Raw genomic sequence first — 12883 nt, forward strand, 5'->3', positions numbered from 1 at the left:
AAGAGAACTTCAAGGCTTTTATTCTGCTGGCTTGTATGCTGATTCTGCTTAAACAATTTATGAGATAGCTTCTAGTACTTTTATACCTTTCTAAATAAAAACAGCCGCCCTGCGTGGTGGCAGAGCGGCTGTAAATTCTTGATTTCTAAAATAGACTTAGTTACCTAGCCAGGCGTTCCACGGAATACGAAGAAGTATAAGTAACAGGCCGATGCCGTAGAAAATGGCAATACTTTTAAACCCTTTGCTGTCGGTTCCGATCTGGCGCTTCGCGCGGGAGTAGCCTACCGTAATCAGAATAACGGCAATGATCATGGTAAGCGGGTGCTCCAGAATGTATAGCCTGGAAACTGAATCTCCCATAGCCTCGCCAGAGAAGTTTTTCATGCCCAGCGGCGACACAAAGTATAAAATAACCCCGATTACCCACTGCAGGTGAGTTGGAATTAGGCCGAGAAGGCCCAGTTTTCTGTCTTTATCGGTAAAGACTTTGTTGCCAGATAAGCCTGCCAGCGCAGTGCCAAAGCTGATGAGCAACCCCAAGAGCACCAGGTAGCCCATGTAAGAGTGTAAATGCTGTAATCCTAGATACATGCTGTTGTTTGATTGATGTCTGGTGTAAATATAGAAATTAAACGCTAAAAGCAGCTGTAATTATCTGCTTTGCTGCTCGTATTCGGTGGTTTGCTGAAAGTGTAAAGGCATCAATACATCACAGCAAATTCTTTAATATTCAGGCGTTCTGTAGTTTCTGCGGCTCCTCTGCCGTTGCGGTGTCTCTCACTTCGGTTGTCTTATCTCTGAAAGGATGCAGCTGCTGCTCTATAAATGACTTCGGATACTGCTCCACCTCTTCAAAACCAAGCTCAATATCCCGTCCATTTTCTGGCATATAGGCTGTGCCAAAAAGATAATCCCACACGCTTAGGCTGATGCCGTAATTTGCCCCGTAGCGCCGCGGCATGTGTTTGGCATGGTGCCAGATGTGCATCTGCGGGTTATTGAATATATACTGGAAAGGCCCCAGCGGAAGGTGAAAATTTGAGTGGTTAAAGTGCCCGATGGCTGTGGCGAAAATGTGTACCAGAAAAAAATCCTGAATACCAAAACCGATCATTGCCAGCGGAATATACTCTAGCGTGCGGTAAACAACTGTTTCGCCCCAATGGAAGCGGAGGTGTGCGGCAAAACCCATCTGCTGCACCGAGTGGTGCACTTTATGGAAGCGCCACAGAAAATCAGAACGATGCAGCAGGCGGTGCACATTCCACTGAATGAAGTCGCGCAGCACGAAAAGCGTTAGCAGCTGCGCCCAAACCGGCCACGACTGTACCTCAAACGCTACCAGGTTCCGGATGCCGAACAGCGCCAGAAAATCATTAAAAGCCTGCACGCCGATGTTGGAGATGGCGTTGAAACCGACAAGCGAGAACAGAAAAAAATTGAAGAACATGTAAAAGCTGTCGAGCCAGAAATCCTGCCGGATCTTGCTTTGTTGCTGCCGCCACGGAAGTATGATTTCCAGTAACCAGAAGAAAAGCGAGATGCCCACCAGCCAGTAGAAATAATTGCCCCAACCCGGGTTCAGTATTTCGCGCCACAGGTAGCCGCCATAATCCGTGAATGACGAAACGAAAATGTTCCAGTATTTCTCCATATATCCTTTCATTTAACCTGAGATTAGAGATCAGCCTCAGGATTATTTTGCACAGCTGAATGACTTGCTGAGGCCGTTTTTGCTGCATTCATACCATTACCCACTAAGGCAAAAACTGCGCCTGTTGCGTTGGTTCTAAAGTATACTTGCGTGAAATTTATTACTGCTCTACAGCTATACCCGCCCTTTGGAGAGCGGCATATCCTTCGTTGGCATCATATACCACACTAAAGCCCAGCTCCTGCATCACGCGAACGGCTTTACGGCTTCTGCCGCCTACGGCACAGTATACCAGGTAGGGTTTGCTGGTGTCCAGGCTTGTAAGCTGCTGTGCAAAATCAGGGGCAAAAAAATCAATGTGCTGTGCATTGGTTAAGTGGCCACTGTTAAATTCCTGCGGAGTGCGTACATCCAGAATGACTATGTCTTGCTGTTTAGCCAGCAGGTTTTTAGCATCCTGGCTGCCAATTGGCTGCACCTTTACCACCTTGCCAATTTCTGAATCTGTAACAGCGCCTGTGGCCGCTACATTATTTGTTGTTTGCTCTGTGCCGCAGGATGAAAACAAGACTGTAATTACACCAATGGCGACTAGCTTTTTCATGATCAGTATGAAGTATAAATTTTAAAAAAGCAGCCTGCCCAAAGCGGAGCAGACTGCCTGTTTGCTATCTATTTTTTAACCATTCCTTGCAGGAACTCACGTACTTCTTTGGTGTCGTAATCGGCCATTCCTTCCTGCTTTGCCACTATTTTTCCTTCCGGTGATAGTATGAAGGTAGTTGGGATGGCGTTGGAGTAAAACTCCCGCGGAAGCTGGCTGGCCGGCATATAAACCGGGAACGTAAAGCCTTTCTTGTCGATAAACTTCTTTACTTTCTCCATGCCGCCCTCATCTACAGACAGCATCACAAAAGCAATTTTATCAGAGCCAACCTTCTCGTATAGCTTCTGTATATTAGGCATTTCGGCTACGCACGGCGGGCACCAGGTAGCCCAGATGTTCATAAACACTACCTTGCCTTTCAGGCTTTCAAAGCTTACCTGCTTGCCATCTAAATCTACCATCTTAAAGCCGGCTCCAGCCATAGCCGTTCCGGTTGTTGCAGCGTTATGCACGACGGCGGCGTTGTTTGGCTGTTGCGTAGGTATTTCCGGTACATCGGCGTTCCGGATGCCTGTTGCCAGCAGGAGGCGCTGCACCTGCCCAATGGCCTCTGTGTGCAGTCCGGTTAAGTATAAAATCCCGAATACGGCAAGCATAACAGCCCAACCCGGTATATTTTTCAAGGAGAATTTTTGCTTCTTCATTGTGAGTGGTTTTAATTGATATCTGCATCTACCAGCTATTAAATAGTATAGCCTTGCAAGCAGATGATTACCTAAAAGAATTGCATCCTGCCCCTGATTTTGCGCATCTGGAGCAGTTTTTAAAGTATAAATAACTTTTTAGCCGCCTAAAAAATGCTGCATCAGAAGTCATTGCAAGCACAACAATTACCAAAATAAACATTAAATGTAGAGCAGCTTAGGCACACACCATTTCAAAGGTAGTGCATACTCAAAATTTATACTTTGGTAAAGCGAGGCGGCTTGCGCTCTGCTTTTAGGTAAGGAGGGAGGTGCTCCGTAAAAACTGGGGAGCCTTTTTGGCGCTGAGGTAGCGTTACGAATTTGCTGCGCTCCTGAGTTTGAGCAACAACAGCATAAAAGGTTTGACTGCAGTCGGTAACTGTGTTAGTCGATTGCTGATTATCTGAATGCGTCTGATGCTTTAAGCAGCCTTTCACGCAGGCGCGTTTTGCAAGGCGTTTAGCCGCACACGACTTTTTTATGAAACCGTGCTCCATACCAGACACCTCACTTCCGGTTCTGCCCGAGTTTGGCAAAACAAAGAGCAAAAGCATAGCACTAAGAAATAAGAGCAGGTAGGTTCTCATAAACAATCTTTAACAAGTGCCTGGAGCAATTGCTTTAAACCTGAAATAGCTGGAGGCAATTATACTTGCTGCTGTACAGCCATAGCAGATATCGTAAATTTAAAGAATCATACGTTGTGGAGCAAACAGACATTAACCTGCCTGTTTGCTCCTGCTTTAAAGCCTATTGTTAATGAGGCAGCTTATCTCGGATTACGCCATAAAAGAACGTCCCGCCAATTGCGCCCGCCACCGCTATCAGTATGGCCCAATAGGCATGGCCGATATTTACGAACATCGGGCCAGGGCAAGCCCCTGTCAGCGCCCAGCCCAGTCCGAAGATAGTACCTCCAAAAAGGTAGCGCGACACAGACTTCTCCTTCGGCGTAAACACGATCTGGTTACCTTGGTAATCGCGGAGGTTATACTTTTTGATGATATAAGTTGCGAGCGCCCCCAACACCACGGCTGTACCAATAATGCCATACATATGAAAAGCCTGGAAGCGGAACATCTCCTGGATGCGGTACCACGAAATGGCTTCTGACTTACTCATGACAATGCCGAACAAGATGCCGGCTAATATATATTTTAATCCTTTCACGGGTTGAGTTCTTTTTAAGTGATGCTTAGAAAATTAGGGGCAGCAGGAAATAGGTGGTGATAAGCCCGCCTATAAAAAATCCTATTACGGCAATGAGCGATGGCAGCTGCAGGTTAGATAAACCGCTGATGGCATGGCCTGAGGTACAGCCGCCAGCATAACGTGAGCCAAAGCCAATCATAAAACCGCCCACCAGTAGCAACAAAAAGCCTTTAACTGAAAACAGCGCCTCCATACTGAAAATCTCTTCCGGCTGCAGATCGTCTGGTGCAGAGAAACCTAGTGCGCTGAGGTCCCGGATAGTTTCCTGCGAGATAGCTACCGGAGCGTCTCCGGCCAGAAACTGAGAGGAAATGACACCGCCTAAAACAGCACCTACCAGAAACAGCAGGTTCCATACTTGGCTGCGCCAGTTAAAGTCGAAAAACTTAACATGCTTTCCGGCGCCACAGGCGGAGCAAATGACGCGCAGGTTAGAGGAAAAGCCAAACGACTTACCAAAGAACAGCAGCAGCACCATGACCAAAGCAATCAAAGTGCCTGACGTATACCATGGCCATGGCTGGCTCAAAAATTCTATCATAATATTTAAATTAAGCGATGGTGTTTATACTTGTAACCAGGTGCCAGTAAAGGAGATATTACCGGGGCCAGGCACTGATGCCTCCGGCAAGGTTGTATACGGTTAAGCCGTGCACAGACATGATCTTACAGGCTGTGCCACTGCGGCTACCGCTGCGGCAGAACAGGAAGTATGCTCTGTCCTTATCTAGCTTTTTCAGGGTTTGCTGAAACTGTACAGATGTAACATCCATGTTATGCGCTCCCTATAGTGTGCCTGCCGAAAATTCGCTGGGCCTTCTTACGTCAATAAGTATAGCCGTTGGCTTGCTCTCAAACTCCTTTTTAAAGGTGCTGCCAGTAAGGTCATCGTATTTCTTCGCGTTTTTCCTGAATAGATGAAACACTGCCTGATCTTTTAATGGCACATAACTATTTTTTATTCTTTACAAAGATCGGAAGATGGCAGGCCCGGTTCAGTGACTTTGGTCACGTAACGGCTATTTTTATAGAGGCGGGAATAGTAAGATATGGCCGGGGTTTGCTATCAAACTGCAAACCCCGGCTTAGGGATTCTACTTGAGTGTGGATGGGCAAACAAAGGCTGTTTGGGGGACATCGGTTTCGGCAATGGCCTTATAGCCGCCTTCTACGTTCACCACATTGTCATACCCTCTGGCTTTCAAGATAGAGGCTGCAATCATGGAGCGGTAACCACCGGCGCAGTACAGGTACATTTCTGCTTGCTTAGGAAGCTCTGCCAAGTGATCATTCAGGTAATCCAGCGGAGTGCTCTGTGCTGTTGCCATATGCGCCGCCTGAAACTCACCCGGCTTACGCACATCCACTACCTGCAGGCTGTTATTTTGCGCATAACGTTTGGCAAACTCGGTAGCGGAAATAGAGCTAACTGTATCTGTCTCTTTGCCGGTGTTTTCCCATTGCTGCATTCCTCCCTGCAGGTAACCGATTGCGTTATCGTAGCCAACCCGGGCCAGTCTTGTTACCACCTCTTCCTCACGGCCTTCATCGGCTATGAAAAGGATTGGCTGCTGAATGTCCGGTATGAGCGCTCCTACCCAAGGGGCAAAATTACCGTCTATGCCAATGTTAATGGCATTCGCAATGTAGCCTTTCGCAAAGTCACCGGGCTTCCGGGTATCAAGCACCAAAGCCCCTGTTTCGTTAGCTGCGGCCTCAAAAGCCTCTGCCGTAAGCGCCTGCAGGCCCTTAAGCATTACCTCGTCTATGTTGGCATAGCCCTCCTTGTTCATCTTCACGTTCATCGGGAAGTAGCCCGGAGGAGGCAGCAAACCATCTGTCACTTCTTTCACAAACTCTTCCTTCGTCATATCGGCGCGGAGGGCGTAATTGCTTTTTTTCTGATTGCCCAGTAAATCAGTAGTTTCCTTGCTCATGTTTTTGCCGCAGGCAGAACCAGCCCCATGTGCCGGGTAAACAACCACATCATCAGCAAGCGGCATTATTTTACTGCGCAGCGAGTCGTAAAGGTGCTCTGCCAGTTGCGCCTCTGACATACTGGATTTTGCGGCTAGGTCCGGACGTCCCACATCACCTATAAAAAGCGTGTCGCCTGTAAAGATGCCGTAGTCTTTCCCGGTCTCATCTTTCAGCAGGTAAGTAGTAGACTCCATAGTATGGCCAGGCGTGTGTAGCACTTTTATTGTAACGTTTCCGAGCTTCAGTTCTTCTCCGTCTGTGGCGATGTGCGTTTTAAAGGAAGGCTGCGCGTTGGGGCCGAAAACAATCTCAGCACCAGTCGCTTTAGCCAGATCCAGGTGGCCGGACACAAAATCGGCGTGGAAATGCGTCTCCAGCACATACTTTATTTTTACACCGTTTTTCTCGGCTCTGTCAATGTATGGCTTTACCTCACGTAACGGATCGATGACAGCAGCTTCGCCATTGCTCTCGATGTAGTAAGCGCCTTGTGCCAGGCATCCGGTATAGATCTGCTCTACTTTCATGATGAGTATACTTAGTATTTTAAAATTCCAGGGCCGCCCTTCTTTCAGGATGACCAATTTAACAGCGCTGCTTAAAAGTCTTTTTAGCGACTTAAAACAAAATGCTTATTTAAAAAAGAAGTTCTTTTGCAATGATATAAATGCCCATCAACAGTACAAACCAGCCAAAAGACGTTTTCAGTTTATCGGCATGAATCCTAGTTGACAGGTAAGAACCCACAAAGATACCTACAATTGAGATACTGGAGAAAATAGCGAGGAAAAGCCAGTTGATTTCATAGTTAAAGATATCGCCTATAAAGCCAAAAAGCGATTTTGCCGCAATTATGAGCAAAGAAGTGCCCACTGCCATCTTCATGTCGAGCTTGCTGAAAAGCACCAAAGCAGGTATAATCAGGAAGCCTCCGCCAGCTCCAACCAAGCCTGTAAGTGTGCCAACCACAACGCCTTCTGCCAATATGCCGCCATAGTTGAATTTTGGTTTTGGATGCGGTGCATTGGGGTTCTCCTGCTCCACATGAAGCGCAGTATCAATGTTTTCATCCACCGGATCAACGGGTTTGGCAGGCGCTTTTTTCTTCCGGATCATACTGATGGAGGCAAATACCATAAGGCCTGCAAAGAGCAGCATTAGCAGCACACCTTTGGTTACCATAAAATCTCCCACCGAAAAAATATTCTCCGGAATGGCCGGCACGATGTACCGACGTGTTATGTACACCGCTATGATGGAAGGTATACCAAAAACCACCGCAGTTTTCAGGCTCACTAAACCGCTTTTATAAAACTTATAAGAGCCGACAAGGCTGGTTAGTCCAACAATAAAAAGAGAGTAAGCTGTTGAAATAACCGGGCTTAAACCGAGCAAATATACAAGCACAGGAACAGTAAGTATGGAACCGCCGCCCCCGATCAGGCCAAGCGAAAGGCCAATAACCAAGGCTGCCATGTATCCTAATATTTCCATTTGTTAAGAATGTTAAGTTTTTTGTATGACTGCTACAAAAGTAAAGTATGCCAGTTGTTAACACAGTGACTATTATCACAGAGGGAAAAACATAGGTTTAAATGCCTGCTAGTTGCTCTGCAATACGCTCTGCTTAACTTATTAGCCGTTTTTATAGTTGTTTCAAGTATACTGAGAGGAGGTTTGTCAGATGTTTTCCAGGTCGTGGACTTCTATGTAGCTGCGGTGCAGGGTAAGTGCACCTGTTTGCTCCAGTTTTTTAAGCAGCCTGGAAATAACCTCACGGGAGCTGTTCAACTCTACCGCAATCTGTTGGTGCGACAGCCTGATTTCTTTGCCGCTTACCTGTACATGTCTTTTCAGATAAAAAAGGAGGCGTTCATCAAGACCTTTAAAAGCAACGCTATCCAACGTCTGCAGCAGCTCCTCGAAGCGCTGGCGGTAAGATGCTATCACAAAGTTGTGCCAGGTTTTATACTTGCCTAACCATACTTCTGAGAGATGCGACGGTATAAGTATAACTTCTGAGGGCAGTACGGCTTTGGCCAGAATCTGGCTCTTCTCGTTGCGGGCGGTGCACATCATAGACATGGCGCATGCGTTTCCGGGCTCCAGGTAGTACATCAAAAACTCATTGCCTTCATCGTCTTCGCGGTATACTTTCAGCAGGCCGCTCAGCAAGAGTATCGTAGATTTAATGTATTGCCCGGTACGCATCACTTCTTCGCCTTCTGCTACCGCTTTCAGGGTGCTGTTTTTTATCACTTCATCCAGCAGGGGCTGTTCTAGCTGCGGGAACTGCTGCAGTATACTTTCTTTATCTAATATTTCCATAGTTGTAAGCTAATGTGGCACAGCCCTTAAAATCGCTTCAGGTAAGGGCGGTAAGTATGATGTCCGAAGTTAAGCATTAAAATAAAAAACCAGTGCATGCGCTTTAGGCACATGCACTGGTCTGATAAGTTAAATTCGGCTAAATGCTACATGTTCTGGAAGTCGTTTACAGCCTCACTAAGGTCGAGTACTTTCACATCGGGCAGAGCCGCCTCTACAATACTGCTGCCTGCTGCTGAGCGGTAGCCGCCTGCGCAGTGCACTACCACTGGCTTATCAGTCGGGATTTCCTGCGCACGCTCACGCAGTTCCGGTAGCGGAATGTTGATGGCATGTTCAAAGAACTTGCCCTTCTTCACTTCAGACTCATTACGGATATCCACAATCGTATACTTATCCTGGTGCTGCTTGAACTTCTGTACATCGAGCTGCGGGGAGTTTATTTCCGCTTCCTCGTCCATTACAAAAGCGCCTTTTACCAGAAGTTCATAACCAATTTTCGCCGCCTTCTTAATCAGCTCAGACAGTTCCTCTTCGTTTTCAGCCACCAGGTAATAACTTTCATCAGGCCCGACTATACTGCCCAGCCAAGTCTCGAATTTATTACCGTTTTGGATGTTGATGGCGCCTTTCTGGTGTCCTTTTTTGAAAATTTTCTCGCTTCGGGCATCTATAATAATAGTACCAGGATCAGGGGTGAAGTTTTTCTCCAACCTGGCAACGCCTTTTATACTTTTGAGGTAAGCCGGTGCCCCCTGTTTGTTGAGGCCAACATCATAGCCAAAATATTTCGGAATAAAAGGTTGATCTTCTGTGAGTAACTTAATAAATTCATCCTCGGTCATCTGCTGAAGGGCGTAATTGCTCCTTTTCTCAGCGCCGATGGTGCTGCTGTTGGCTTCGCTGAGTCCTTTGCCGCAAAGTGTTCCCGCTCCGTGCGCAGGATAAACTGTCACATCATCGGCCAGCTTCATCAGTTTTTCGCGGGTGCTGCTATACATCTGGCGGGCCAGCTCCTCGCGCTTTGCCGTAATGTTACCGGCACTCTCTCGCAGGTCGGGGCGGCCAACATCACCTATAAACAGCGTATCGCCTGTAAACACAGCCTTGTTCTTGCCTTCGTGCTCCAGCACAATGCTGATGCCGTCTGGCGAGTGGCCGGGCGTGTGCAGCGATTTCAGTTTAACTTCTCCTATCTGCAGCTCCGCACCTTCGTCGAGCGGCTTGTGCGGATAATCAGCGCCTACCATACTATGCGCATAAATTGTAGCACCGGTTTTCTCGTGCACCTCCAAATGAGAGCTCACAAAGTCGGCATGCGGGTGCGTTTCTATTACGGCTACAATCTTTGCCTTGGCGTCTTCTGCAAAATCATAGTATGGCTGTGGGTCGCGAGCTGGGTCTACCAGTACCACCTCGTTCGTTTCTTCACTTAATATAGCGTAGGAGTAGTGAGCTAATCCTTTGTCTTCAAATTGTTTTATTTTCATAAGTCAGGTCTTTGTGCTTCTAGTTTGTTTATACTTAACAAGTTATAAGCAAGTTTTTATTGTCCGCTGTTAGTGCCTCTAACCCAATTTTGGGTGTGCTTGCAGGCTTAACTTTTACAAAGTTACAAGCTGATCACAATTTATACAGTGACCTAAGTCACACATATATTACAAGCCTTAAAGCCAGATAGTGAGAGTGAAGGCGGGATTTTTAAATTTGAAATTATAGGTTTGGTGCTTTATGTATACGTCTTATAATCAGCAATAAGCGAGGTAAATAACTAAAATAAAGCGACAATTGTCTTGTTATAAAGTATGATGTGAACCTGATAAAAGTATAAGCGTTAGTAGAATAAGTACACACGATGCACGAAGAGCTTTTTAATTTGATCCATTCAAAAATCAGCGCCGCAAACCTTTTTCTGCATACTTAAAATTACCGCTATGGAGCCATTCATCAAGTACTTTAGAGATATCAATTACCAGGATTTGAGCAAGGTAGGCGGTAAAAATGCCTCTCTCGGAGAAATGTACAACCAGCTGAATCCGGAAGGTATAAATGTGCCGGATGGGTATGCCACCACTGCTGATGCGTACTGGTACTTTCTGGAACACAACACCTTAAAGGAGCGGCTGGGAGAGGTGCTGAGCAGCTTGGACACACACCAGTTCAGTAACTTAGCGGAAGTAGGCAGGCAAGCGCGTGAGCTTATACTGCAGTGTAAGTTTCCGGAGGAGATCAGGCAAGAAATAGAAAAAGGATACCAGTACTTACTGAAAGAATATGGCGATGAAATATCGTTGGCTGTACGTAGTAGTGCCACTGCCGAAGATTTGCCGACTGCTAGTTTTGCCGGCCAGCTGGAAACATACCTGAACGTAATCGGGCTTAATAACCTCTACAATGCCTGCCACCACAGCTATGCGTCTTTATTTACAGACAGAGCAATCAAGTACCGTGTAGACAATAAGTTTGAGCATATGCAGGTTGCACTGTCAGTAGGAGTGCAAACCATGGTCCGCTCCGATGAAGCCTGCTCCGGAGTCATGTTCACCCTGGATCCTGATACGGGATTCGAGAATGTCATTGTTGTTTCCGGTTCCTGGGGCCTAGGAGAAAATATTGTGCAGGGTAGCGTAAACACCGATGAGTTCGTGGTTTTTAAAACACTTTTAGGCGAGGCAAAGCAGCCTATCATTTCTCATAAGATAGGTAGCAAAGCTAAAACGATGGTGTATGCCGAGAAAAAGGAAGGAGAGCTGCAGCAGCCATCTGAGGCTATCCTCAACCTGGATACCCCAAAAGACAAACAAGAGCTTTTTGTGCTGCAGGACAGCGAGGTGGTGCAGCTAGCAAAATGGGGCAAACGCATTGAGGAGCACTATAAGCAACCAATGGATATTGAATGGGCTAAAGATGGCTTATCCGGAGAGTTATTTATTGTGCAGGCCAGGCCCGAAACCGTGCAAAGCCAGCATAAAGATCAATCTTGTTTTACAGAGTATACTTTAAAGGAAGAAGGCAAAGTGCTTTGTGCAGGCATTGGGCTAAGCAACCGCATAGTGTCTGGCACTGCCCGCATTTTGCATTCGCCCGCCGAGATCGACAAATTACAGGAGGGGGAGGTGCTGGTTACCCGTAAAACAGACCCGGACTGGGACCCTATCCTAAAAAAAGCTGTTGCTATTATCACCGAGCAGGGGGGGCGCACCAGCCATGCCGCCATTGTAGCCCGTGAGGTAGGGGCGGTAGCTGTGCTCGGCACCAACAATGCCACCCAGGCAATAGCAGACGGGCAGGAAGTTACCGTGTCTACGGCAGGAGGGGAGACCGGTTATGTGTATGAAGGCAAACTGGAATGGAGTGAAAAACAGACCGACATGAGCAAACTGGGTAAAACTAAAACCAAAGCTATGCTTATACTTGGAGACCCTGAGCAAGCATTTAAATACTCTTTTCTACCGAACGATGGCGTAGGACTCATGCGGATGGAGTTCATCATCAACAATTCTATACAGATACATCCGATGGCGCTGAAGCACTTCGCTGAGGTAAAGAACGCCGAGGCACGTGAAAAAATAGAACAGCTCACGCATCACTACCCAAACAAAGAAGACTACTTTGTAGAGAAGCTGGCCGAAGCCACAAGTATAATTGCGGCAGCTTTTTACCCCAAAGATGTGATTGTGCGCATGAGCGATTTTAAATCCAATGAGTATGCTAACCTGGTGGGCGGACGGCAGTTTGAACCTGAAGAATCTAACCCGATGATTGGTTTAAGAGGTGCCTCCCGTTATTACCATGTCATGTACCAAGAAGGTTTTGAGCTAGAATGCCGTGCCATGAAGCGGGTGCGTGAAGACATGGGATTAACAAATGTTAAGCTGATGATACCGTTTTGCAGAACCATAGAAGAGGCAGAAAAGGTAACAGACCTGATGGCGAAGTATGGCCTGAAACGAGGTGATAATGGACTGGAAATTTACGTGATGGTTGAGGTTCCCAGCAATGCCCTGCTGGCCGAAGAATTTGCCGAACACTTTGACGGTTTTTCAATCGGCTCCAACGACCTTACGCAACTAACTTTAGGAGCAGACAGAGATTCTGGTTTACTGAGCGATATCTTTTCGCCATTTGATGCGGCAGTGCAGCAACTGATTATAATGACGCTTCAGAAGGCTGGTAAAACCGGCACCAAAGTTGGGCTGTGTGGCCAGGCACCCAGCGACTACCCGGAATATGCGGCTTTTTTGGTGCAGCATGGAATTGATAGCATTTCCTTTAGCCCGGATGCCTTTTTCAGAGGATTGGAAAATATGCTTCAGGTAGAGCAGGAGCTGGGTAAAGATGCAAAATAAGCTG

Annotated in this window: 14 protein-coding genes; 1 reads left to right on the top strand and 13 read right to left on the bottom strand. The window is 46.9% G+C overall.

Features of this window, described 5'->3' with window-relative positions:
• Positions 1-156: 156 nt before the first annotated feature.
• The 13 genes from Q1B04_RS13070 to Q1B04_RS13130 form a co-directional block, all read right to left on the bottom strand.
• The gene (locus tag Q1B04_RS13070) at positions 157-594 is read right to left on the bottom strand and encodes a hypothetical protein (protein ID WP_299759430.1); all 438 of its coding nucleotides are present in this window, start codon (positions 592-594) and stop codon (positions 157-159) included.
• A gap of 139 nt (positions 595-733) precedes the next feature.
• Positions 734-1657, bottom strand: a complete 924-nt coding sequence (locus tag Q1B04_RS13075) for a sterol desaturase family protein (protein WP_299759432.1) — start codon at positions 1655-1657, stop codon at positions 734-736.
• A gap of 160 nt (positions 1658-1817) precedes the next feature.
• Positions 1818-2261 carry a rhodanese-like domain-containing protein gene (locus tag Q1B04_RS13080; RefSeq protein WP_299759435.1) on the bottom strand — a complete coding sequence of 148 codons (444 nt, stop codon included), beginning with the start codon at positions 2259-2261 and terminating at the stop codon, positions 1818-1820.
• 68 nt (positions 2262-2329) lie between these two features.
• A complete protein-coding gene (locus tag Q1B04_RS13085) occupies positions 2330-2968 on the bottom strand; it encodes a TlpA disulfide reductase family protein (protein WP_299759437.1) in 639 nt (212 codons plus the stop codon).
• A gap of 257 nt (positions 2969-3225) precedes the next feature.
• On the bottom strand, positions 3226-3564 hold the full coding sequence (locus tag Q1B04_RS13090) for a hypothetical protein (RefSeq protein ID WP_299759439.1): 339 nt from the start codon (positions 3562-3564) through the stop codon (positions 3226-3228).
• Positions 3565-3766: 202 nt separating this feature from the next.
• Positions 3767-4180, bottom strand: a complete 414-nt coding sequence (locus Q1B04_RS13095; protein WP_299759441.1) for a DUF6691 family protein — start codon at positions 4178-4180, stop codon at positions 3767-3769.
• 25 nt (positions 4181-4205) lie between these two features.
• Positions 4206-4763 (bottom strand): YeeE/YedE thiosulfate transporter family protein, encoded by a 558-nt coding sequence (locus Q1B04_RS13100; RefSeq protein ID WP_299759443.1) that lies wholly within the window; start codon positions 4761-4763, stop codon positions 4206-4208.
• A 58-nt stretch (positions 4764-4821) separates the two neighbouring features.
• Positions 4822-4995, bottom strand: coding sequence for a rhodanese-like domain-containing protein (locus tag Q1B04_RS13105; RefSeq protein WP_299759445.1), 174 nt, complete (start codon positions 4993-4995; stop codon positions 4822-4824).
• A gap of 12 nt (positions 4996-5007) precedes the next feature.
• A complete protein-coding gene (locus tag Q1B04_RS13110; RefSeq protein ID WP_299759447.1) occupies positions 5008-5169 on the bottom strand; it encodes a hypothetical protein in 162 nt (53 codons plus the stop codon).
• Between the two features lie 147 nt (positions 5170-5316).
• Positions 5317-6729, bottom strand: coding sequence for an MBL fold metallo-hydrolase (locus Q1B04_RS13115; protein ID WP_299759448.1), 1413 nt, complete (start codon positions 6727-6729; stop codon positions 5317-5319).
• A gap of 109 nt (positions 6730-6838) precedes the next feature.
• Positions 6839-7696, bottom strand: coding sequence for a sulfite exporter TauE/SafE family protein (locus Q1B04_RS13120; protein WP_299759450.1), 858 nt, complete (start codon positions 7694-7696; stop codon positions 6839-6841).
• 186 nt (positions 7697-7882) lie between these two features.
• The gene (locus Q1B04_RS13125; RefSeq protein WP_299759452.1) at positions 7883-8530 is read right to left on the bottom strand and encodes a Crp/Fnr family transcriptional regulator; all 648 of its coding nucleotides are present in this window, start codon (positions 8528-8530) and stop codon (positions 7883-7885) included.
• 146 nt (positions 8531-8676) lie between these two features.
• A complete protein-coding gene (locus tag Q1B04_RS13130) occupies positions 8677-10020 on the bottom strand; it encodes a rhodanese-like domain-containing protein (RefSeq protein ID WP_299759454.1) in 1344 nt (447 codons plus the stop codon).
• A gap of 444 nt (positions 10021-10464) precedes the next feature.
• Between Q1B04_RS13130 and ppsA the strand changes: the two genes are divergently transcribed.
• The gene (gene ppsA / locus Q1B04_RS13135; RefSeq protein ID WP_299759456.1) at positions 10465-12879 is read left to right on the top strand and encodes a phosphoenolpyruvate synthase; all 2415 of its coding nucleotides are present in this window, start codon (positions 10465-10467) and stop codon (positions 12877-12879) included.
• Positions 12880-12883 lie beyond the last annotated feature (4 nt).

Source organism: uncultured Pontibacter sp. (assembly GCF_947495565.1).
Taxonomy (GTDB): Bacteria; Bacteroidota; Bacteroidia; order Cytophagales; family Hymenobacteraceae; genus Pontibacter.

What these genes read in the sequence shown, in the direction of transcription:
- Q1B04_RS13100 (WP_299759443.1), bottom strand. Translation starts at nt 4,763, where the DNA reads ATGATAGAATTTTTGAGCCAGCCATGGCCATGGTATACGTCAGGCACT.
- Q1B04_RS13080 (WP_299759435.1), bottom strand. Translation starts at nt 2,261, where the DNA reads ATGAAAAAGCTAGTCGCCATTGGTGTAATTACAGTCTTGTTTTCATCC.
- Q1B04_RS13130 (WP_299759454.1), bottom strand. Translation starts at nt 10,020, where the DNA reads ATGAAAATAAAACAATTTGAAGACAAAGGATTAGCTCACTACTCCTAC.
- Q1B04_RS13115 (WP_299759448.1), bottom strand. Translation starts at nt 6,729, where the DNA reads ATGAAAGTAGAGCAGATCTATACCGGATGCCTGGCACAAGGCGCTTAC.
- Q1B04_RS13075 (WP_299759432.1), bottom strand. Translation starts at nt 1,657, where the DNA reads ATGGAGAAATACTGGAACATTTTCGTTTCGTCATTCACGGATTATGGC.
- Q1B04_RS13070 (WP_299759430.1), bottom strand. Translation starts at nt 594, where the DNA reads ATGTATCTAGGATTACAGCATTTACACTCTTACATGGGCTACCTGGTG.
- Q1B04_RS13085 (WP_299759437.1), bottom strand. Translation starts at nt 2,968, where the DNA reads ATGAAGAAGCAAAAATTCTCCTTGAAAAATATACCGGGTTGGGCTGTT.
- Q1B04_RS13125 (WP_299759452.1), bottom strand. Translation starts at nt 8,530, where the DNA reads ATGGAAATATTAGATAAAGAAAGTATACTGCAGCAGTTCCCGCAGCTA.
- Q1B04_RS13105 (WP_299759445.1), bottom strand. Translation starts at nt 4,995, where the DNA reads ATGGATGTTACATCTGTACAGTTTCAGCAAACCCTGAAAAAGCTAGAT.
- Q1B04_RS13090 (WP_299759439.1), bottom strand. Translation starts at nt 3,564, where the DNA reads ATGCTTTTGCTCTTTGTTTTGCCAAACTCGGGCAGAACCGGAAGTGAG.
- Q1B04_RS13120 (WP_299759450.1), bottom strand. Translation starts at nt 7,696, where the DNA reads ATGGAAATATTAGGATACATGGCAGCCTTGGTTATTGGCCTTTCGCTT.
- ppsA (WP_299759456.1), top strand. Translation starts at nt 10,465, where the DNA reads ATGGAGCCATTCATCAAGTACTTTAGAGATATCAATTACCAGGATTTG.